This window comes from Yersinia entomophaga (assembly GCF_001656035.1).
Lineage (GTDB): Bacteria > Pseudomonadota > Gammaproteobacteria > Enterobacterales > Enterobacteriaceae > Yersinia > Yersinia entomophaga.
This window is the reverse complement of the sequence record NZ_CP010029.1, coordinates 3,680,926-3,702,278: the sequence shown is the minus strand read 5'-3', so window position 1 is coordinate 3,702,278 and position 21,353 is coordinate 3,680,926. Positions and strand designations below refer to the sequence as shown.

The window sequence follows — 21,353 nt, the reverse complement described above, 5'->3', positions numbered from 1 at the left end:
CGCTCGGTGATACTTCGTCAAAAATCAGCCCGAAATGCTCTTTCTTACTGATTTCTGCCTCGTTTGACCGTCGCTCACGACGACCTTGAAACCGTTCTTTTTACAAGCGTTAATCAAAAAATTCTGACCCTTGCTGCTTATAACTGTTTGCTACTTATAACGATTTATAGATAGCAAGGGCATCAGTGCTACCAGCGCGCTTTTAACAGGTTAGGCTGAATACCGGCTATGGCTCGGGTATTGCCATAGTCCTTAGTCGCGATCCCGGCTTCAAATTCGTCCCGGAAATATTTAATCGCGCTTTGTAGTGGTTCAACCGCGCCCGGCGCGTGAGCACAGAAGGTTTTACCCGGCCCTAAGAAGCGGCAAAGCTGTTCCAGCGTTTCGATGTCACCCGGTTGGCCTTCGCCACGTTCCAGCGCACGCAGAATTTTGACACTCCACGGCAGACCGTCACGGCACGGAGTACACCAGCCGCATGACTCACGGGCAAAGAACTCTTCCAGATTACGTACCAGCGAAACCATACCGATTTCGTGATCCACCGCCATTGCCAACGCCGTACCTAAACGACTGCCCGCTTTGCCGATGTTTTCGAAATCCATAGGCAGATCCAAATGATCGGCGGTCAGGAAGTCGGTACCCGCACCGCCCGGTTGCCAGGCTTTGAATTTCAAACCGTCACGCATACCACCGGCGTAATCTTCCAAAATTTCACGAGCAGAAATACCAAACGGCAGTTCCCATAGGCCCGGATTTTTCACCCGACCAGAGAAGCCCATCAGCTTGGTACCCGCATCGTTACTTTTGCCAGCGGTGATTCCCTGATACCAATCCACGCCGTGCTCCAAAATTGCCGGCACGTTACACAGGGTTTCCACATTGTTGACGCAGGTCGGTTTGCCCCACACGCCGGAAGACGCAGGGAAAGGCGGCTTGGAACGTGGGTTAGCGCGGCGGCCTTCCAGTGAGTTAATCAGCGCGGTTTCTTCCCCGCAGATATAACGACCGGCACCGGTATGGACAATCAGCTCGAAATCGAAACCGCTGCCCATAATATTTTTGCCCAGCAAACCGGCTTCGGTCGCTTCGGCAATAGCGCGACGCAAATGCACCGCCGCTTCGATGTATTCACCACGCAGGAAGATGTAGCCCCGGTAGGCTTTCAGCGCGAAGGCGCTGATCAGCATCCCTTCCACCAGCAGATGAGGCAATTGCTCCATCAGCAGACGGTCTTTATAGGTGCCCGGCTCCATTTCATCGGCGTTACACAGCAGGTAACGGATGTTCATGCTTTCGTCTTTCGGCATCAGGCTCCACTTTAAACCGGTGGAGAAACCTGCGCCGCCGCGCCCTTTCAGACCCGCATCTTTGACCAGATTGACGACGTCCGGCGGAGCCATGCCTTTTAAGGCTTTTTCTGCTCCGACATAGCCATTTTTGCTGCGGTACTCATCAAGCCATACCGGCTGTTTGTCATCACGCAAACGCCAGGTCAGCGGATGCATTTCCGGGGTACGGATAATTTCACGAGTAAAACCTGAAGGATTTGTCATGGATATTGCTCCAGTAACTTTTCAATTTCTTCAGGCTTCAGGTAGCTGTGAGTATCGTCGTCGATCATCATCGTCGGACCACGGTCACAGTTACCCAAGCAGCAAGTTGGCAGCAGCGTGAAACGACCATCAAAAGTGGTCTGACCCGGCTTGATGCTGAGCTTTTTCTCGATAGCCGCCTGAATGCCCTGATAACCGGTAATGTGGCAAACCACGCTGTCACAGTAACGAATCACATGGCGACCAACTGGCTGGCGGAAAATCTGGCTGTAGAAAGTGGCTACGCCTTCAACGTCGGAAGCCGGAATACCCAGCACCTCAGCAATAGCGTGAATCGCACCGTCTGGCACCCAACCGCGTTTTTTCTGTACGATTTTCAGCGCTTCAATCGACGCGGCACGAGCATCTTCGTAATGATGCTTTTCATGCTCGATGGCATCGCGTTCTTCCGCGCTCAATTCAAAGGCTTCTTGTGCGGTGGCCGGCTGTTCAGCGACAGAGCGCTCAACGGCAGTAGACTGCGCTGCATCGACAGCCAGGTTCACCACATCAAGTTGATCTTTATGATCCTGGGTCTCTTTTTGATCACTCATAATTAGCGGTCCACATCAGACATTACAAAATCGATACTGCCCAGATAGACGATCAGGTCAGATACCAGGCTGCCACGGATTACCGATGGGATCTGCTGCAAATGGGCATAGCTCGGGGTACGTATCCGGGTGCGATAGCTCATGGTGCTGCCGTCACTGGTCAGATAGTAACTGTTGATCCCTTTGGTCGCTTCAATCATCTGGAATGACTCGTTAGCTGGCATCACCGGGCCCCACGAAACTTGCAGGAAGTGAGTAATCAGCGTTTCGATATGTTGAAGCGTACGTTCTTTCGGCGGCGGCGTAGTCAGCGGATGGTCAGCTTTGAATGGACCTTCTGGCATGTTTTTATAACATTGCTCCAGAATTCGCAGGCTTTGACGCAGTTCTTCCACTTTCAGCATTACGCGGTCATAGCAGTCACCGTTATTACCGATTGGCACTTCGAATTCGAAGTTTTCATAACCGGAATACGGGCGCCATTTACGCACATCAAAATCGATACCGGTGGCACGCAGGCCAGCACCAGTGACGCCCCAATCCAACGCTTCTTTGGAATTGTATGCAGCAACGCCAATTGAACGTCCTTTCAGGATACTGTTCTGCAAAGCAGCTTTGACGTAGGAATCCAGACGTTTGGGCATCCAGTCAAGGAAATCGCGCAGCAAACGCTCCCAGCCGCGTGGCAGATCGTGAGCCACGCCACCAATACGGAACCAGGCTGGATGCATACGGAAGCCGGTAATCGCCTCAATCACATCGTAGACTTTCTGACGGTCGGTAAAGGCGAAGAACACCGGGGTCATCGCACCCACGTCCTGGATAAAGGTACTGATGTACAGCAGATGGCTGTTGATGCGGAACAGTTCAGACAGCATCACGCGGATGGTATCAACCTTCTCCGGCACTTTAATCCCGGCCAGTTTTTCAACGGCCAGCACATACGGCATTTCGTTTACACAGCCACCGAGATACTCGATACGGTCAGTGTAAGGAATGTAGCTATGCCAGGATTGACGCTCGCCCATCTTTTCCGCGCCGCGGTGGTGATAACCCACGTCTGGCACGCAATCGACAATTTCTTCGCCATCCAGCTGCAATACAATGCGGAAAGCACCATGAGAAGACGGATGGTTAGGACCGAGGTTAAGAAACATGAAGTCCTCATTTTCGGTTCCACGCTTCATACCCCAATCTTCTGGTTTGAAGGTGAGAGACTCCATCTCCATATCTTCTTTCTGCTTGGTCAGCACGAAGGGATCGAATTCCGTGGCGCGAGCAGGGTAGTCTTTACGCAGCGGATGACCTTCCCAGCTTTGCGGCATCATAATGCGCGTCAAATGCGGGTGGCCATCAAAGGTAATACCGAACATTTCCCACGTTTCCCGCTCATACCAGTTGGCATTCGGGAAAATCTTGGTTGCTGTGGACACGTGCATGTCTTTTTCAGACAGTGCCACTTTCAGCATAATGTCGCGGTTACGCTCAATAGAAAGCAAATGATAGAAAACAGAGAAATCCGCATCAGGCAAACCTTGGCGGTGAGTACGCAACCGCTCATCCACCCCATGCAGATCGAACAGCATAACGTAAGGCTTAGGCTGTTTTCTTAAAAACGACATTACTTCCAGCAATTGTTCACGCTTCACCCAGACTACCGGCATGCCGGTACGGGTCGCCTGAACAACAAAGGCCTCTGGCCCAAAACGGTTCGACAACTCACCTATTACCGGATCATCGAGATGATCGCGGGTTTGCCATGCGGGCTGGGCGCTGTCGGTCGTTGTATGATCTGTCATAATTTTTTTTTCACCACAACTTTTTTGATCACTACCGGGGTCATTTCGTGGTCAGTGCGCCGCGAATTTAGCTGTCGTACCTAGATTGACTGTCAAATCGACAGAATCAAATCTCGTCAGGAGTACGCAGGTTAGTGACCGCAATACGCTCAGCGTGTTTACGCTCGCGTTCTGGCTGCATATTGGCGCGATAAACGCCCTGATCGCCGACAACCCAGGAAAGTGGGCGGCGTTCTTTACCAATGGATTCCTGCAACAGTAACAGCGCTTGCATATAAGCTTCAGGACGCGGTGGGCAACCTGGGATATACACATCCACCGGCAGGAATTTATCTACGCCCTGCACCACGGAGTAAATGTCATACATGCCGCCGGAGTTGGCGCAGGCACCCATTGAGATAACCCATTTCGGTTCAAGCATCTGTTCGTACAAACGCTGAATAACCGGAGCCATCTTGGTGAAGCAGGTTCCTGCAACCACCATGAAGTCAGCCTGACGCGGTGAGGCGCGCAATACTTCAGCCCCGAAACGCGCCACGTCATGCACAGCGGTAAACGAGGTCACCATTTCTACGTAACAGCAAGAAAGACCGAAGTTATACGGCCAAAGTGAGTTTTTACGTCCCCAGTTCACCATGTCATGCATCGCGTGCTCAAGTTTACCCATGTACACGCTACGATGGATGTCTTGCTCGAGCGGATCGCCGCTGATGGTTTCCTGTGTTTGTAGGGGATAACGGTCATTTTCACCGTTGGGGTCTATGCGGGTTAGCGTATAGTCCATGTTAATGCCTCGCTGTATTTATTGGCGCAAATCGGGCGGAATACCTTTGGAATTTGTGACCGTGCTCGGTTTGCTCACGCGGCGGTTCGACCGCCCAGGAGTCCAATCCAGAGCACCGATGCGCACCAGATAAACCAAACCAGCCAGCAGCACCAAAATGAAAATGGTGGCTTCGATGAAACCTATCCAGCCGCTTTCGCGAATGGAAATCGACCAGGCATACAGGTACAAGGCTTCAACGTCGAAAATAACGAAGAACATGGCGACCAGATAGAACTTGGCCGACAGGCGCATACGCGCAGAGCCAACCGAGTCGATACCGGACTCATAGGGTACGTTTTTGGCACGGGCCCGAGCTCTCCCACCCAGGAAGAACGCACCTAGCAGCATGAAACCGCACAGCCCGATAGCGCCAATGAGGAATACAGCGAACGCCCAGTGATGAGCGATAACTTCAGTGGTTGTTGACATACTCATTGCTTACTCATCAAAAGTGGCGTCGAACGTTCTGCTCTTGTGTCGGCAGTTGTGCACCACATCGATTCAAGGGAAGGATAATAACCACACAAAGACACTGTCTTTACAACTATTTAGCCAGTGTTTTACTGTGGGCTTTTTACTCCTTTCAATAACCTTTTGTCAACTTTGACAAAAGTAACTACACATTAATTTACAAACGCACGATCTTGCTTAACATTTGGTGCGACCTCGAAAGCTAAATCGAGTCAGTCATTTGTTGAGTTCTATCATGCACATATAAAGCAACGTGGATCTTTCGTTTTTACTATACCATTGTCGCAGGAATAACCTGTTCTTCCACTCACTAGCTAGGGGTATTTTTTTGATCCAGAACACGTTTTGAGTGTTATTAGGCAGTTTCTTAACAAATAAAAAGCTGTTATTGAAACTAAAAATAGTGAAACATCGTTTTGAGTCAATTGAAGACGTGTTAACGAAAAGAAAAAAAATACTGCGGGGAGCTATATGGATATCAGTCTAGACTGCAGCCTGACTGTCTTGGGCTATACCCCAAAATAAGTGTGGGAAACGCGCCTTTAGTCACGAAATATCAACAAAACGGTAATAAATAGGTTTTTACTGTCTTAGAAACGAAAAATCCCCTGTTTAAACAGGGGATTAACGAAACACTAGATGTTAAATAATTCTTATTAATTATCGATATACAATTCGGAACCCTGGGATGGTTCTGTTCCGGTCAGCAATGAAGGCTGATAACCATTTTGCAAGGCACTAAAAATCGCCAATGCTAACTCATTTTCACATGCATCATCTTTGCACAGCGCATAATGGGTTTCAGGCAACCGAGGTAATCCTTCTGTTTCGCCTAATACCCGCAGGTCCGGACTCATCATTTCGATAGGTCTGGCGGTCACACCTAACCCTGCCCTCACCGCCGCCCTAATGGCCGAAAGCGAAGAAGCAACGTAGGCAATGCGCCACGGAATACCAGCCTGTGTCAGATGCTCTATTGCCATGTCACGAAATGGACTTGGCTCATTCATCACCACCAGCGGAATGGCCTCTCCAGGGACAAACTGATAGTCCGCAGAGCAATACCACAGCGTTGGGGAGGTTCTCAACATCAGATGGGGAAGACTTTCAACTGCTGCCGTGGTGATCGCTAAATCAACTTCACCACTGCTCAGCATCTCAGCAATTTCCGGCCCACGCTTGACCCGCACATCTATGGCTAAACGCGGATACAACGTTGCCACCCGATTCAAAAGAAAAGGGAGCAGCGTATCAGCGGTATCATCAGATGCACCAATGGTCAGCACGCCTTCTACATTGCTGTACATTAAAGAAGTGCAAGCTTCATCGTTAAAACGCAAAATTTTTCTGGCATAGCCAAGTAACTGGAGACCATGTTCAGTAAGTAACTTGTTGCGCCCATGGCGGGCAAACAACTCTTTACCAACCAACTGTTCTAACCGTTGCATCTGTTGGCTAACGGCTGATTGCGTTCGACATACTGCGGCAGCAGCGGCGGCGAAAGTATTCAGGTCAGCAACAGCGACAAAGGTTCTAAGCAGATCGAGGTCGAGATTAATTATCGGACGATTTGCATTTGTCATAGTGTATTCTTCACTTTTTTGAATTCTAATTACAAACTACCCTGGTGTTTAACTAACAACATTATCAAATGAGACAATGTTAAGTATGACAGTACCCCACTCATTAGAGTAGGGCAAAAAAATAACTTATATTTCGTTATCTTTATCTCTTTTTCAAAAACATCTTTTCCCAACCAGTCATCCAATTATATGAATAGCGTCACAAAAAACCGCTAAATCTTCGATAAATGAAGATTTTTTATGCTGGGGAACGCCATTTCTTGCCGCTAAATTTAATGCTTCTAATGTACTGTTTTTAATTAAATTCACCTTAATGGCCGCTTATTTTATATATAAAAAAACAACTTATCACCGAGATGGTGGTTTATCTTTTCAAAAAGATTTAACTAATGATTTTCTACTAAAGTGCGAGAATGAATCCCTTACATTAAATGTTCTTAATAGTTTTCCTATTTATAGTTTTTAGCTTCCCTGCCATTTTTAGACTGGCATCTACAATATGTATGATAAAAACATGAATATTTAGCTATCAACTTATTATATAAAAGAAATTGGCCAATATTTTATTGTAAAAATAGTAAGGGAACGCGTTAAGTTGATAAGTATTGCTGGATGAATATTATGCGTTACCGGTTGCTTTATCGCCGAAACACGTCATTTCGATCAGAAAATAGACAGCAAACACTTCATTTTATCTAATCATTAAGATTTTTATGATGAATGAAACAGGAAAAATGATAAGTCAGTTACCCTCGATAAACATTTGCAGTAAAGCGATGTATAGAACTTCAAAAATGTGCGGCAGCGGAGTACATTGAACACCTTGCCGTGTTCCAGGAACAGGACACGCTTTTACCAGTGAAAAGGCTCTGTTTTATGTCCCCCATTGAAAAATCCAGCAAACTGGACAACGTCTGTTACGACATTCGTGGCCCGGTGCTAAAAGAAGCTAAGCGTCTTGAAGAAGAAGGTAATAAGGTTCTGAAACTGAACATCGGCAATCCTGCCCCGTTTGGTTTCGACGCACCGGATGAAATTCTGGTAGACGTCATTCGTAACCTGCCCACGGCGCAAGGCTATTGCGACTCCAAAGGCCTATACTCAGCGCGCAAAGCCATCATGCAGCACTATCAGGCGCGGGATATGCGCGATCTGACGGTGGAGGACATTTACATCGGCAACGGCGTTTCCGAGCTGATTGTGCAATCCATGCAAGCCTTGCTAAATATTGGCGACGAAATGCTGGTACCGGCGCCGGATTACCCGCTGTGGACCGCGGCTGTTTCCCTGTCCAGCGGTAAAGCCGTGCACTATATGTGTGATGAGGAATCTGACTGGTTCCCCGATCTGGATGATATTCGTAGCAAAATCACTCCGCGCACTCGCGGCATTGTGATTATCAACCCGAACAACCCAACCGGCGCGGTATACAGCAAAGAGCTGTTGCTGGAGATTGTTGAGATTGCCCGCCAGAATGATTTGATCATTTTTGCCGATGAAATCTATGACAAAATTTTGTATGACGATGCGCAGCACCATTCGATTGCTGCATTAGCACCGGATTTGCTGACCGTGACCTTTAACGGTTTGTCCAAGACTTACCGCGTAGCCGGTTTCCGTCAGGGCTGGATGGTGCTTAACGGGCCGAAGAAGCACGCTAAAGGTTATATTGAAGGCCTAGAAATGCTGGCTTCGATGCGTTTATGTGCCAACGTGCCGATGCAGCACGCCATTCAGACAGCTCTGGGAGGTTATCAGAGCATCAGTGAGTTTATTCAGCCCGGCGGTCGTTTGTATGAACAGCGGGATCGCGCCTGGGAATTGATCAATCAGATCCCTGGGGTTTCCTGTGTGAAGCCTCGCGGTGCGCTGTATATGTTCCCGCGTATCGACGCCAAGCGTTTCAATCTGAAAGACGATCAGAAGCTAGTGCTGGATTTGCTGTTGCAAGAAAAAGTGTTACTGGTACAAGGCAGTGCCTTCAACTGGCCGTACCCTGATCACGTGCGCATCGTGACCTTACCGCGCGTAGATGAGTTAGAAATGGCGGTCGGGAAGCTAGGCCGGTTCCTAGAGACATACCATCAGTAATTGATTTGGGGGGACTACGCGCCCCCCCATTCCCCACGTCTTAACACTCCGCACCTCCGTACCTATCGCCTTCTCACGGCGTCGGTTCTCTTGCTCATCGCTTCGGCTGGCGGAATGCCGCAACTCGCTCTTCATTAGGCAGATCACATGTGCTGTGAAAGGGCCAGCTTGGGGCCAAAAACCCTATCAAGGGTGAAAGGCAAATAGCGATTCATAAAAATGGTTTTGATTTTAATAAGGCGCAATCAGGAGGTGGGCCGGCAGCTGTTCAAAGCGCGCCTTGAGCCGCAGAGGCAGGAAGCATGGCATCCTGATAACGCCCGCAGCTGAATCTAGCGCTGGCTCGCCGGACGAAAAGTGTACGAGGAAAATTCGCAGAACCCCACTTTCGCACCAAGTACAGAGCTGGGGCGACTGTCAACCCTGCTCGCAAGCCTCCACGACGAGTGAGGGAAAAACCGAACAATAAGGCTTTCAAACCTGATCCGATACGAATTATCAGAAAGCTACGGCATAGCTCGAGACATTTTATCGCCGTCTCCGCGAGTGGGGAGCAACTGAACCGTCAGGCTTTCAAAACCCAACCCAGGTTATCTGGTCACATCATCGCTATCGCAGATGAGAAATTACAAAACCCGCCTCCTCTTCTGTTAGGCTATAAACCTAAAATTACCCCGACTCCCTGTTTGATTACCGATTTATCGTCGTAGAAAAAACAAAGAGAGAAAATTATGAGTCAGAGCCACTTCTTCGCCCATCTATCCCGCCTGAAACTGATTAATCGCTGGCCGCTGATGCGTAATGTTCGAACGGAAAATGTATCAGAACATAGCCTGCAAGTGGCCTTTGTCGCTCATGCGCTGGCAATCATCAAAAACCGTAAATTCAACGGTAATCTGAACGCCGACCGCATCGCGCTGTTAGCCATGTACCACGACGCCAGCGAAGTAATTACCGGCGATATGCCCACGCCTATCAAGTATTACAATCCGCAGATTGCCCACGAATATAAAAAAATCGAAAAAGTGGCACAGCAGAAACTGATCGAAATGTTACCCACCGAATTACAGCATGATTTCCGCTGCTTGCTGGATGAAAACTATTACAGTGAAGATGAGAAACTGCTGGTTAAACAGGCTGATGCCCTGTGCGCCTATCTGAAATGTCTGGAAGAGCTTTCGGCGGGAAATCACGAGTTTACCCAAGCAAAAACGCGATTGGAGAAAACTCTCGACCTGCGTAAAAGCCCGGAAATGGATTACTTTATGGAAGTCTTCGTGCCTAGCTTCAGCCTGTCTTTGGATGAAATCAGCCTAGATCCCTTGGAATAATCCCGATCCGTCGCTGACGTGAACCCATCCTAATGAGCTGGCTCACGTCAGTGCCACCAACCTCTCTTGGCACCAAGGACGAAAGCTAATCAGAATGGAAATAATAGCGGCACAACCATCACGCTAACGGCCATCACCAACAGCGTAAACGGCACGCCCATACGTACAAAATCGCCAAATTTATAACCACCAGGGCCTAATACCAAAGTATTGACCGGCGATGAAACCGGTGTCATAAAGGCAGCGGAAGCGGCAATACCGATAATCATGGCGAATGGGAGTGGTGATACCGACATTTCTCTCGCTGCCGCGATGGCAATGGGCGCCATCAATACCGCCGTGGCCGTATTAGAGATAAACAACCCAATCGTGGCGCAAAGCACGAACAGACACAGCAGCATTACTCGAGGCCCCGCGCCGCCCGCGACATCCATCAGGCCGTGAACAATAAGGTCTACCCCACCGGTTTTCTGTAGCGCCAGCGCAAAGGGCATCATCCCAATAATCAGAATCAAACTTGGCCAATGAATCGCGCGATAAGCGCTGTCCATATCAATACAACGAAAACGTCCCATAAGCAGGCAAGCGATCAACGCGGCAATCACGTTAGGCACCTCGTCGGTCAGCATCATCGCGACCATCAACGCCAGACAAAACAGCGCGTGAGGAGCCTGTGACAAAGCCGGAGCCACTTCGTCCACTTCTGCCGGTAAACTGAGTACGATAAAATCTTTGGTTTGAGACTGAAGCTGGCGAATCAGTTTCCAGTCGCCAATCACCAGCAAAATATCGCCGAACTGGAGTTTTTCATCCACCAGCTTTCCTTCCATCGCTTTACCGTGACGGCGAATTCCCACCACGTTCAGGCCATAACGACTGCGGAATGTCATGTCCCGTAGGCTTTTCCCGATCAAAGTGGAGTCAGGAATCAGAGAAACCTCGGCCATACCGACGTTTCGCGCCTGCTCAGAGAAATATTCCCCCCGCAGCACCATCGGTTCCAGCAATTGATCGCTACAGAATTCGCGTAAATCCACGTCACAATCGGACATATCGATCAACAATACGTCCCCTTCTCGTAGTTCGGAGTTACCGGTTGCGCTGACCATCACCCGGCGAAAACGCCGCCAGCGCTCAATCCCAACCACATTAGCGCCATAGCGAGCGCGTAAATGCAGTTCGTCCAGCGTATGCCCTATCAGTGGGGAACGTTGACGAATTGCCAGACGACGCGCGCGGCCAGTGAGTCGATAATCCCGAATTAAATCGCGGAAAGTTCGGCGTTGCCACTTTTCCTTATCTGAGCGCGGTTCGTTGCTGCCTAGCCAGCGGCGGGCAATCAGCATATAGCCTACGCCCAACAGCAGAATAATAAGGCCAATTGGCGTGACGCCGAAAAACCCGAAACCCTGAATGCCTTCTCGCAGCAGTTCACTGTTCACCACCATATTGGGCGGCGTCGCCACCAGCGTCATCATGCCGCTGATTAATCCGGCAAAGCTCAGGGGCATCATTAAACGACTGGGTGATGTTTTCATTCGGCTGGCAACGCTTAGCACCACCGGAATAAAAATAGCCACTACGCCGGTGGAACTCATAAAGGCACCCAATCCGGCTACGGTAACCATCAGCAAAGCCAGCATTTTGGTTTCGCTATGCCCTGCCACCTTAACCAACCAATCCCCCACCTGATAAGCCACGCCGGTTCTTACCAAACCTTCGCCAATCACGAAAAGTGCGGCAATCAAAATCACGTTGGGATCGCTAAAACCACTGGTGGCCTCCGCCAGCGTCAGCGTGCCGCTCATCACAAAGGCAATAATCACCAACAGCGCCACCACGTCCATTCTCAATTTATTAGTGGTAAACAGTCCTATCGCTATCAGAAGTAAAGTTAATACCCACAATAGTTCGCTATTCAAAATGGCCTCGCTGGCAAATCGGAAATCAAAGATTGGGCGTTATCAGTAAAGCATTAAACGCCGCGAGTTCAACTGCCTGCGATCAATATTGATTAAAAAATTGTCGCTTATCAGTCTTATACCGTTTTTATGGCGTATTTTTATCCAATTCATTGCCGATTTGCTGATTATTCGCCGGAAATGAGTCGTTTGTTCGTTAGTGATACATATCCATATTAATGGTGAGCATATCGGTGGTTTGGGCAACATCTGACTATACTAGATTGGTGGCAACCCGCCTGATTTGGGTGACTCCGTAAACGCGGCCGTATAACAGCCGCGTGACAGTTACCGCTGAAATTATCCCTAAGAGCAAGGTCGCTAAATGCTTAATATCACTAATTATCCGCTGGTTCTGTTTCTCCTGACTTTTCTGGTGCTGTGGGGCTGCGCCCTTATCGGCCAGGCGTTTTTTCGTCGCGGACAGACCATGGATGGCAACACTCAGGAAAACTTCACCGTTATTCAAGGTGCGACACTGACGCTACTCGGGCTGATTATCGGCTTCAGTTTTTCCATGGCTATCAGCCGTTACGATTTACGTAAAAATCAAGAAGAAGCGGAAGCCAACGCTATTAGCACTGAATATCTGCGTGCCGACCTGCTCTCGCCCGCCGCGCGAGATAAAACCAAAGACCTGCTGATACGCTACGTAGATCAACGAATTCTGTTTTATCGCACCCGCGATAAAGCCAGGCTGCTGGAAATTAACCAGCAATCCAATCAGCTACAGGATGAACTCTGGACTGTGCTGCTTGAACCTGCGGCGCAACAGCCAACGCCACCGATGGCGCTGGTACTGGCTGGAATGAACGATGTATTGAACTCAGCCAGTTACACTCAAGCGGCTTGGTGGAACCGTATTCCTCCGGCGGCATGGATGTTGATGAGTATTATTGCAATCTGCTGCTGCACGTTGGTGGGCTACGGTTTTAAAAACGGCAAAGGGCGAAAAATCATGTTGTTGATATTACCGCTGGTTATCTCTTTCTCGTTTATGTTGATTGCCGATATAGATAGTCCGCGCGGCGGCGTGATTAAGGTGATACCGCAAAATCTGGAGAGTCTGGCGGCCAGTTTTTCCCTTCCAGCCGGTTAAGTCGCAGCTGGGACTCGGTAAACGTAAAAAGAGCGCCTTAAGGCGCTCTTGGTTTTTATCGCAGATTCAATGAATAAGCAGGAAAGCTACTTAACCCGCTGAATCACCGCGCCGTTGAGCGTTTTCTCTATCGCGATTTGCTCAAGGGAGGTCAGAATCAAATCAACCTGATCCCGTTTTGGCGTGTCCGCTGGTGCGTTAACCGCAATCACTTTACAACCTGCGGCCAGACCGGAAAGAATCCCCGCGGGCGCGTCTTCCACCACCACGCAATCTTCCGGTTTCAGCCCCAGACGCTGCGCGCCCAGCAGATAGGCATCGGGCTGCGGTTTGCCGTGAGTAACCAGTTCAGCCGTGATAAACACTTCCGGTAACGGTAAATGAGCGGCTGCGCGACGGGCGGACGCAACGGGCACGGAACCCGAGGTAACAATCGCCCAAGGAATGTCCAATTGATTCAGACGCTCCAGTAACGCAACTGCACCCGGCAATGCGGTGACGCCTTCGGTATCTTCCGACTCGATTTTTTCCAACGTCAGAAACTCGGCCTGAATAGCCTCATCACTCTGCCCCGGCATAAAGTGGCGCAAGGAGGTAATAGCCTGTTTCCCGTGGATAAAGTCCAATACCACCGATGATTCGATACCGTGCCTGGCTCCCCAGCCAATCCATGCTCGCTCCACGGCGGGCAATGAATCTACTAGCGTTCCATCCAAGTCAAAAAGAAAACCTTTGCACTCCACAAGCACATCCTCTTGAAACCTAAATCATCAGGCTATTTATTGAGTTTAACGGCAAGCCCGGCCACAGAGCCGGGTCAACGAGGGGGTAATATACCTATGGGCACCGTAATGGACAAACCTCCACCGAGCCAATGGCCTATTCCCCCTCGTCTCGCTCGATCAGTCGCGGCTTTGCGGGTGATTAATCAGGCATTAATGATTTGCGAAATCTCAACCGCGCTCAAATGATATTGACGCGGGCAAGACTGCCAGATAGACAGCATGCGCTGATATTTATCCCACATTGGGGTTTGGGCATTGAAACCGTGAGTGCCGGAATCGAAATGGGTATAACGCCCTTCGGTATTCACCATAAAGCGCACGTAGCTCAGGTAGCGGGATTCGGTGGCAGCATCGAAACCGAGGAAAGCGATGCGGCGCCCGTCCAGATCTTGCTTATCTTTCAGATTGTCCCAAGACACCTGTAGCGCGTGGTGCATCTCCATAATATTAATAATGGTGCGGCAGGTCTCTTCGCTTAACTCACCAAAATCACGGTCCAACTCGCGCATTTGCAGACCAAAGCCGCGCTCGACAATGGTTTGCTGACGACGATAACGCTCGGCGTTATCCGGATCTAACATGGTCATCATTTTGTATTGGTTTGAAAGGATCAGCCGTTGGGCGTTAGTCATATCCATCATGATCTCCTGAAAGGCAAGTTAATGGTGAAATCATCGCATAGCGCATCTTTCAGTGGTACTACTAGCGGGCCATTCTTTGATTTGACAGGGGGTTTGGTGAAAGGATTCACCGAGAGCCGCTGCCGACTCTCGGATTTGTATTTAGTTATCGTTGCAAAAGTTATAAATCATCGAGAAAAGTTTTATCCAACTGTTTAAACGCCCGTTTCAGCAATTCAGCCAGCGACTGATAGGTCGGAGTTTTCTCTATAGGCGCAACCGCCTGCCCGGCGTCAGCCAGTTTATTGCGCACTTCGTGAAACCATTGCAACAAAGTCGGCGGCAACGGCGTAATAGAGCGCTTGCCCAGCCACCACAAACCTTGCAGCGGCAAACCACAGGCAAACAGTGCGGTAGCAATCGCAGGGCCAAGCTGCCCACCCAGCGCGATTTGCCAGGTCAGCGTGAAAATCGCCAGCGGCGGCATAAAGCGAATACCGAAGCGCGTCGCATTCACTACGCGATTTTCTGGGAACACCGGCGCCAGACGTTTGTCTGATGGCCAGGTTTTCATATAGTGCTGCCCGCGCTGGAGGACCTGAAACCAGCTAACGGAATCGGAAGGTTTGGATGTCATGGCTCACCTCAACTTCAAAGACAAAATTTAAAATTTTCTTGCAACCCACCAATGATAAATTGGATGGATTAAATATATTTTGTTTTTAGCGCGCGCTATCGGTATCCTAGCCCGGCCTTTTGGCCGCTAGAAGAAGACGCACAATATGTCAACTTTTAGCAGCAAATTAATCATTTTTGTTAAATCGTTGATGCATTTTAACCACCAGGTTTTAAACACTTGATCAGCGATTTTTCCACCATCATGCCTTTTTCATTTATCGCATGATGTTAATCATTAATGTCATCACCATTATGCGCTACGCTTGTGGTCAGATTGACGTTTTATTAACCACGTGTTTATTGCAAACACGACAATAAATAGGTACTTCCATGTCGAGTAAGCTAGTACTGGTTCTTAACTGCGGTAGTTCTTCCCTGAAATTCGCCGTGATCAACGCGACCAACGGTGAAGAACACCTGTCTGGTTTAGCCGAATGCTTCCATCTTCCAGAAGCCCGCATCAAATGGAAAATGGATGGCGGCAAACAAGAAGCAGCATTGGGTGCTGGTGCAGCGCACAGCGAAGCACTGAATTTCATTGTTAATACTATTCTGGCACAAAAACCAGAGCTTTCTGCCCAGTTGACTGCTGTCGGCCACCGTATCGTTCACGGCGGTGAGAAATTCACTTCATCAGTAATTATTGACGATGAAGTTATTCAGGGTATCAAAGATTCGATCCCGTTTGCACCACTGCATAACCCAGCGCACCTGATCGGTATCGCTGAGGCGTTGAAATCCTTCCCGAATCTGGCTAATAAAAATGTCGCGGTATTCGACACTGCATTCCATCAGACCATGCCAGAAGAATCTTACCTGTACGCCCTGCCGTACAGCCTGTACAAAGATCACGGCATCCGTCGCTATGGCGCACACGGTACTAGCCATTTCTTCGTTAGCCAGGAAGCGGCCAAGGCTCTGAACAAGCCAATGGAAGAACTGAACGTGATCACTTGCCACCTGGGCAACGGCGGTTCTGTTACCGCAGTTCGCAACGGTAAATGTGTCGATACCTCTATGGGTCTGACCCCGCTGGAAGGTCTGGTCATGGGGACTCGCAGCGGTGACATCGATCCAGCAATCATCTTCCATCTGCATGATGCAATGGGCATGAGCGTTGATCAAATCAACAAAATGCTGACCAAAGAGTCTGGCCTGATGGGTCTGACCGAAGTCACCAGCGACTGCCGTTACGTTGAAGACAACTACGACACCAAAGCTGACGCTAAGCGCGCGATGGACGTATTCTGCCACCGCCTGGCCAAATACATCGGTGCTTACACTGCACTGATGGACGGCCGTTTGGACGCGGTTATCTTCACCGGCGGTATCGGTGAAAACGCAGCTATGGTACGTGAACTGACTCTGGATAAACTGGGTCTGCTGGGCTTCGAAATTGACCACGAACGTAACCTGGCCGCTCGCTTCGGTAAATCCGGCACCATCACTAAAGATGGCAGCCGTCTGGCGATGGTAATCCCAACTAACGAAGAGTTTGTTATCGCACAAGACGCAGCCCGTCTGACTGCATAAGTCTCCTCAACACCGTCAGCCAAGGCTGGCGGTGTTGTTTTCGCCCGACAGCAGGCGAGAACCGTCGCCTGAGTGCAACCGTAAAGAGGTTTAGCCGTGTCCCGTACAATTATGTTGATCCCAACTGGCACCAGCGTGGGTCTGACCAGCGTCAGCCTGGGTGTCATTCGCTCCATGGAGCAAAAAGGCGTCCGCTTAAGCGTGTTCAAACCTATCGCCCAGCCGCGTTCCGGTGGCGATGCGCCTGACCAGACCACCACTATCATTCGCGCCAACTCCAGCATCACCGCTGCCGAGCCGCTGAATATGAACTACGTGGAAACTCTGCTGAGTTCTAACCAGCAGGACGTGTTGATGGAAGAAATCGTGGCGCGTTACCACGAAAATACCAAAGATGCCGAAGTGGTTCTGGTTGAAGGTTTGGTGCCAACCCGCAAACACCAGTTTGCCAACGCGCTGAACTATGAAATTGCTAAAACGCTGAACGCAGAAATCGTGTTCGTGCTGGCGCTGGGTAACGATTCTCCAGATCAGCTGAAAGAGCGTATCGAACTGGCTCGTTCCAGCTTCGGCGGCAGCAAAAACAAAAACATCACCGGCGTTATCATTAACAAACTGAATGCCCCGGTTGATGAACAAGGCCGTACTCGCCCTGACCTGTCTGAAATCTTTGATGATTCCACCAAGGCCAGCGTAGCGAAAGTCGATCCGACTCAGCTGTTTGCCAACAGCCCGCTGCCAGTTCTGGGCTGCGTGCCATGGAGCTTCGAGCTGATTGCTACCCGCGCAATCGACATGTGCAAACACCTGAACGCACGTATTATCAACGAAGGCGACATCAATACCCGCCGCGTTAAATCCGTGACTTTCTGTGCGCGCAGCATTCCTCACATGCTGGAGCATTTCCGTCCGGGTTCTCTGCTGGTCACCTCCGCAGACCGCCCAGACGTATTAGTTTCAGCCTGTCTGGCGGCGATGAATGGTGTTGAAATCGGCGCAATTCTGCTGACCGGTGGCTACGCTATCGACGAGCCAATCAAACAGCTGTGTGAACGTGCCTTCCAGACTGGCCTGCCAGTATTTATGGTTGACACTAACACCTGGCAGACCTCTCTGAGCCTGCAAAGCTTCAATTTGGAAGTGCCTGCGGACGACCATGAGCGCGTTGAAAAGCTGCAAAACTACGTTGCCAGCCATATCAACAGCGAGTGGATCGACTCACTGAGCGCCACCTCCGAGCGTTCACGCCGTCTGTCTCCACCGGCATTCCGTTACGAGCTGACCGAACTGGCACGTAAAGCCGGCAAACGCATCGTTCTGCCTGAAGGCGACGAGCCACGCACCGTAAAAGCGGCTGCAATCTGTGCTGAACGCGGCATTGCCGAGTGCGTGCTGTTAGGTAACCCGGACGAAATACGTCGAGTGGCTGCCGCTCAAGGCGTTGAACTGGGTAAAGGTATCGAGATTGTTGATCCGGTTGCCGTACGCGAACGTTATGTTCCACGTTTAGTAGAACTGCGTAAGAGCAAAGGCATGACCGAAGTCGTTGCCCGCGAACAGTTGGAAGACAACGTGGTTCTGGGTACGCTGATGCTGGAACAAGGCGAAGTTGACGGTCTGGTTTCCGGTGCGGTTCACACCACTGCGAACACTATTCGTCCACCGCTACAGTTGATCAAAACTGCACCGGGCAGCTCGCTGGTTTCTTCCGTGTTCTTTATGCTGCTGCCTGACCAGGTTCTGGTTTACGGTGACTGCGCAATCAACCCGGATCCAACCGCAGAGCAGCTGTCTGAAATCGCAATTCAATCTGCTGATTCGGCGGCCGCTTTCGGTATCGAACCACGCGTTGCGATGATTTCCTACTCAACCGGTAATTCCGGCGCAGGTAGTGACGTTGAGAAAGTGCGTGAAGCGACCCGTCTGGCACAGGAAAAACGCCCAGATCTGATCATCGATGGTCCGTTGCAGTACGATGCGGCAATCATGGCTGACGTAGCGAAATCCAAAGCGCCTAACTCTCCGGTTGCAGGTCAGGCTACCGTGTTCATCTTCCCAGATCTGAACACCGGTAACACCACCTACAAAGCGGTACAGCGTTCAGCAGATCTGGTCTCTATCGGGCCAATGCTGCAAGGTATGCGCAAGCCGGTTAACGATTTGTCCCGTGGCGCACTGGTAGACGATATCGTTTACACCGTCGCTCTGACTGCTATTCAGTCTGCTCAGGCCGACGCGTCTTAATTTACGCTTCGGTTTGAATGATAAACGCCAGCCTTAGCGCTGGCGTTTTTTATGGTTTAAACGGTGAAATCTGCCCGCCTATCCTTAACTGCCTTAACTGCTTTGTCTCAACTCTAACTGGTAACTGAAGGTCTGCGTCCGAGGTTCTTCGTCATCATCACTATCATTGAGCATATCAATGAGTAGTTTCCCGGCCTCCCGCCCCATTTTTTTGTAATCAATACGAATAGACGTCAGGGTAGGATGCGTTTGGTCACAACTGTCTGAGCCATCCAGACAAGCCACGGCTATATCACCGGGGATCTTCAGCAAACGCCGCTGACATTCAAACATGATGCCCAACGCAATATCTTCATGGCTACAAATCACCGCATCCAGCTCAGGCTGACGCAACAGCATTTCCGTTAGCGCATAGCGGCCAAATTGCAGGCTGGCGGCTTCCGGAGTCGTCACAATCTGATCTGAATTCTGGTAGCGGCTCAGCATGGCTTTATGCCAACCATTGAGCAATTGCCGTTGCAAGCGGTTATCCATATGCGCGCCCACGTAACCAATATGCTGATAACCTTGATCCAGCAAATGATCCGTCAGTTTATGCGCGGCTTCAAAAAACGCCGCCTCCAGCGTGATTTCAGCCTTGCTGTAACGCGAGCCAACAACATTCACTGTAGGAATATTTGCTCGCTCAAGAATTTGATAGGTTTTCTCTGCCAGCTGAGAACCAAAAATAACCAGCGCAGCCGGATTACTCTGCAATAAGGTCATTAAAATTTCGGCTTCTTTGTGCTGATTGTGTTCGTGACAGCCTAGTAACAGCTGAAATTCGTTTTTATTCAGCACCTGCTGTAAAGCCTGCATAAAGCGCGAGCTTGACTTATCTGTCAGCGATGGAATCAGCACCGCTACGGTATTGCTATGCCCAGACGCCAGCGCACCTGCTGCCCGATTAGGGATATAGCCAAGCTCTTCAACTGCCTGTTCTATCTTTTCCCGTAACTTGTCAGAAACCTGCTCCGGGGTTCTCAATGCACGAGAAACGGTCATGGTTCCGACACCGGCGTAGTTGGCCACCTCTTGCAGCGTGACTCTCCCGGTGTTACGGCGCTTACGCGTTTTTTCCATTCTGGGTTCCCTGTCCGCTGAAACTCACCGTTTTCAGCCTGTCTGTTGCGCTCCGCCTACTATTAGCAGCGCAGATATCGAGTCGCATTGTATATGCCTGGGGCAGATTTAGCCAAAGACCAGGATCGGTTAAATGATAGCGCTATCACAATTATTGATAGCGCTATCAGGTAGCGCTATCAAATGCGATAAACATCACATTAATCAATGAGCGAAATATCTACTCTCATGTGAATTGTTATCGGGAGTGACTCATCTCATGTTAAAGACATTGTTAACGGCGAATGTCGTTCAGGTAGTAGAACAGGCCAAAGATTGGCGAGATGCTATCGCCATCTCATGTCAGCCATTGATTGATAATGGCTCCGTTGAACCACGCTACGTCGATGCCATTTATCGCTCTCACGAGGCAATAGGGCCTTACTACGTTGTTGGCCCCGGTATCGCCATGCCCCATGCTCGCCCAGAAGAAGGCGTCAATAAGCTTTCACTGGCGCTCACGGTCATTTCCTCCGGCGTCAATTTCGATGCCGAAGAGAACGACCCGGTAAAATTATTAATAGTATTAGCCGCGACGGACAGCAATAGCCACATTGAGGCTATCTCTCAACTCGCTCAATTGTTCGATAACGATAATGACGTAAGCAGCCTGTTAAACGCCAAAACGACGCAAGACATTTTATCTGTCATTGCGCGCTATTAATCCGCGATTAGCGAAGGTTTAACCACCGAAGCAATCGGGATCACCAATTCCAAGGGGAAATAAAATGAAAATCACAGTGGTTTGCGGTAACGGTTTAGGCACCAGCCTGATGATGGAAATCAGTATTAAAAACATTCTGAAAGAGCTGGCCGTCAGCGCTGAAGTCGATCATGTGGATTTAGGCTCAGCCAAAGGCACACCGAGCGATATTTATGTTGGCACCAAAGACATCGCCGAACAGCTGATCGCGCAATCCGTGACGGGCAAAATTGTCGCACTGGATAACATGATCGATAAAAAAGCCATGAAAGAGCGTTTGTCCGTTGCATTAACCGAATTAGGCGCGCTGTAAGCGGAG

Annotated in this window: 19 protein-coding genes; 7 read left to right on the top strand and 12 right to left on the bottom strand. The window is 49.9% G+C overall.

Annotated elements, in window-relative coordinates:
* Positions 1-188 precede the first annotated feature (188 nt).
* From nuoF to PL78_RS20905, 7 genes are all read right to left on the bottom strand, one after another.
* A complete protein-coding gene (gene nuoF / locus PL78_RS16705; protein WP_064517223.1) occupies positions 189-1,556 on the bottom strand; it encodes an NADH-quinone oxidoreductase subunit NuoF in 1,368 nt (455 codons plus the stop codon).
* On the bottom strand, positions 1,553-2,149 hold the full coding sequence (nuoE, locus tag PL78_RS16700) for an NADH-quinone oxidoreductase subunit NuoE (RefSeq protein WP_235600984.1): 597 nt from the start codon (positions 2,147-2,149) through the stop codon (positions 1,553-1,555). Before nuoE ends, nuoF begins: the two co-directional genes overlap by 4 nt.
* A 2-nt stretch (positions 2,150-2,151) precedes the next feature.
* Positions 2,152-3,948 carry an NADH-quinone oxidoreductase subunit C/D gene (nuoC, locus tag PL78_RS16695; RefSeq protein WP_064517220.1) on the bottom strand — a complete coding sequence of 599 codons (1,797 nt, stop codon included), beginning with the start codon at positions 3,946-3,948 and terminating at the stop codon, positions 2,152-2,154.
* Between the two features lie 106 nt (positions 3,949-4,054).
* Positions 4,055-4,732, bottom strand: a complete 678-nt coding sequence (locus PL78_RS16690) for a NuoB/complex I 20 kDa subunit family protein (RefSeq protein ID WP_049597030.1) — start codon at positions 4,730-4,732, stop codon at positions 4,055-4,057.
* Between the two features lie 18 nt (positions 4,733-4,750).
* Entirely contained in the window at positions 4,751-5,209 is a 459-nt protein-coding gene (gene nuoA / locus PL78_RS16685) for an NADH-quinone oxidoreductase subunit NuoA (protein ID WP_049597029.1), read from the bottom strand.
* 692 nt (positions 5,210-5,901) lie between these two features.
* On the bottom strand, positions 5,902-6,828 hold the full coding sequence (rovM, locus tag PL78_RS16680) for a virulence transcriptional regulator RovM (protein WP_049597028.1): 927 nt from the start codon (positions 6,826-6,828) through the stop codon (positions 5,902-5,904).
* 177 nt (positions 6,829-7,005) lie between these two features.
* Positions 7,006-7,137, bottom strand: a complete 132-nt coding sequence (locus tag PL78_RS20905) for a hypothetical protein (RefSeq protein WP_256966607.1) — start codon at positions 7,135-7,137, stop codon at positions 7,006-7,008.
* A 567-nt stretch (positions 7,138-7,704) separates the two neighbouring features.
* Between PL78_RS20905 and PL78_RS16675 the strand changes: the two genes are divergently transcribed.
* Positions 7,705-8,919 carry a pyridoxal phosphate-dependent aminotransferase gene (locus PL78_RS16675; protein ID WP_049597027.1) on the top strand — a complete coding sequence of 405 codons (1,215 nt, stop codon included), beginning with the start codon at positions 7,705-7,707 and terminating at the stop codon, positions 8,917-8,919.
* 731 nt (positions 8,920-9,650) lie between these two features.
* On the top strand, positions 9,651-10,250 hold the full coding sequence (yfbR, locus tag PL78_RS16670) for a 5'-deoxynucleotidase (protein ID WP_064517217.1): 600 nt from the start codon (positions 9,651-9,653) through the stop codon (positions 10,248-10,250).
* 89 nt (positions 10,251-10,339) lie between these two features.
* Here the strand turns inward: yfbR and PL78_RS16665 are convergent, their stop codons facing one another.
* Complete coding sequence (locus PL78_RS16665; protein ID WP_306423362.1) at positions 10,340-12,175, bottom strand: SLC13 family permease; 1,836 nt, start codon at positions 12,173-12,175, stop codon at positions 10,340-10,342.
* Between the two features lie 361 nt (positions 12,176-12,536).
* Here PL78_RS16665 and PL78_RS16660 point away from each other — a divergent pair, with 361 nt between their 5' ends.
* The gene (locus PL78_RS16660) at positions 12,537-13,310 is read left to right on the top strand and encodes a bestrophin-like domain (protein WP_064517212.1); all 774 of its coding nucleotides are present in this window, start codon (positions 12,537-12,539) and stop codon (positions 13,308-13,310) included.
* Positions 13,311-13,396: 86 nt separating this feature from the next.
* Here the strand turns inward: PL78_RS16660 and PL78_RS16655 are convergent, their stop codons facing one another.
* From PL78_RS16655 to yfbV, 3 genes are all read right to left on the bottom strand, one after another.
* Entirely contained in the window at positions 13,397-14,053 is a 657-nt protein-coding gene (locus tag PL78_RS16655; RefSeq protein ID WP_064517209.1) for a sugar phosphatase, read from the bottom strand.
* A 185-nt stretch (positions 14,054-14,238) separates the two neighbouring features.
* On the bottom strand, positions 14,239-14,733 hold the full coding sequence (locus PL78_RS16650; RefSeq protein ID WP_064517208.1) for a YfbU family protein: 495 nt from the start codon (positions 14,731-14,733) through the stop codon (positions 14,239-14,241).
* 163 nt (positions 14,734-14,896) lie between these two features.
* Complete coding sequence (gene yfbV / locus PL78_RS16645) at positions 14,897-15,352, bottom strand: terminus macrodomain insulation protein YfbV (RefSeq protein ID WP_064517205.1); 456 nt, start codon at positions 15,350-15,352, stop codon at positions 14,897-14,899.
* A gap of 371 nt (positions 15,353-15,723) precedes the next feature.
* On the opposite strand from yfbV, the gene ackA reads away from it, so the two are divergent.
* Positions 15,724-16,926 (top strand): acetate kinase, encoded by a 1,203-nt coding sequence (gene ackA / locus PL78_RS16640; protein ID WP_064517203.1) that lies wholly within the window; start codon positions 15,724-15,726, stop codon positions 16,924-16,926.
* 111 nt (positions 16,927-17,037) lie between these two features.
* Positions 17,038-19,170: a phosphate acetyltransferase gene (gene pta / locus PL78_RS16635; RefSeq protein ID WP_064517200.1), complete on the top strand. Its 2,133-nt coding sequence runs from the start codon at positions 17,038-17,040 to the stop codon at positions 19,168-19,170.
* A 93-nt stretch (positions 19,171-19,263) separates the two neighbouring features.
* Here pta and PL78_RS16630 read toward each other — a convergent pair whose 3' ends face one another.
* Complete coding sequence (locus PL78_RS16630) at positions 19,264-20,292, bottom strand: LacI family DNA-binding transcriptional regulator (RefSeq protein WP_064517197.1); 1,029 nt, start codon at positions 20,290-20,292, stop codon at positions 19,264-19,266.
* A 259-nt stretch (positions 20,293-20,551) separates the two neighbouring features.
* Between PL78_RS16630 and PL78_RS16625 the strand changes: the two genes are divergently transcribed.
* Both PL78_RS16625 and PL78_RS16620 read left to right on the top strand, forming a co-directional pair.
* A complete protein-coding gene (locus PL78_RS16625; RefSeq protein ID WP_064517194.1) occupies positions 20,552-20,995 on the top strand; it encodes a PTS sugar transporter subunit IIA in 444 nt (147 codons plus the stop codon).
* A gap of 64 nt (positions 20,996-21,059) precedes the next feature.
* Positions 21,060-21,347, top strand: a complete 288-nt coding sequence (locus PL78_RS16620; protein WP_049597017.1) for a PTS sugar transporter subunit IIB — start codon at positions 21,060-21,062, stop codon at positions 21,345-21,347.
* Positions 21,348-21,353 lie beyond the last annotated feature (6 nt).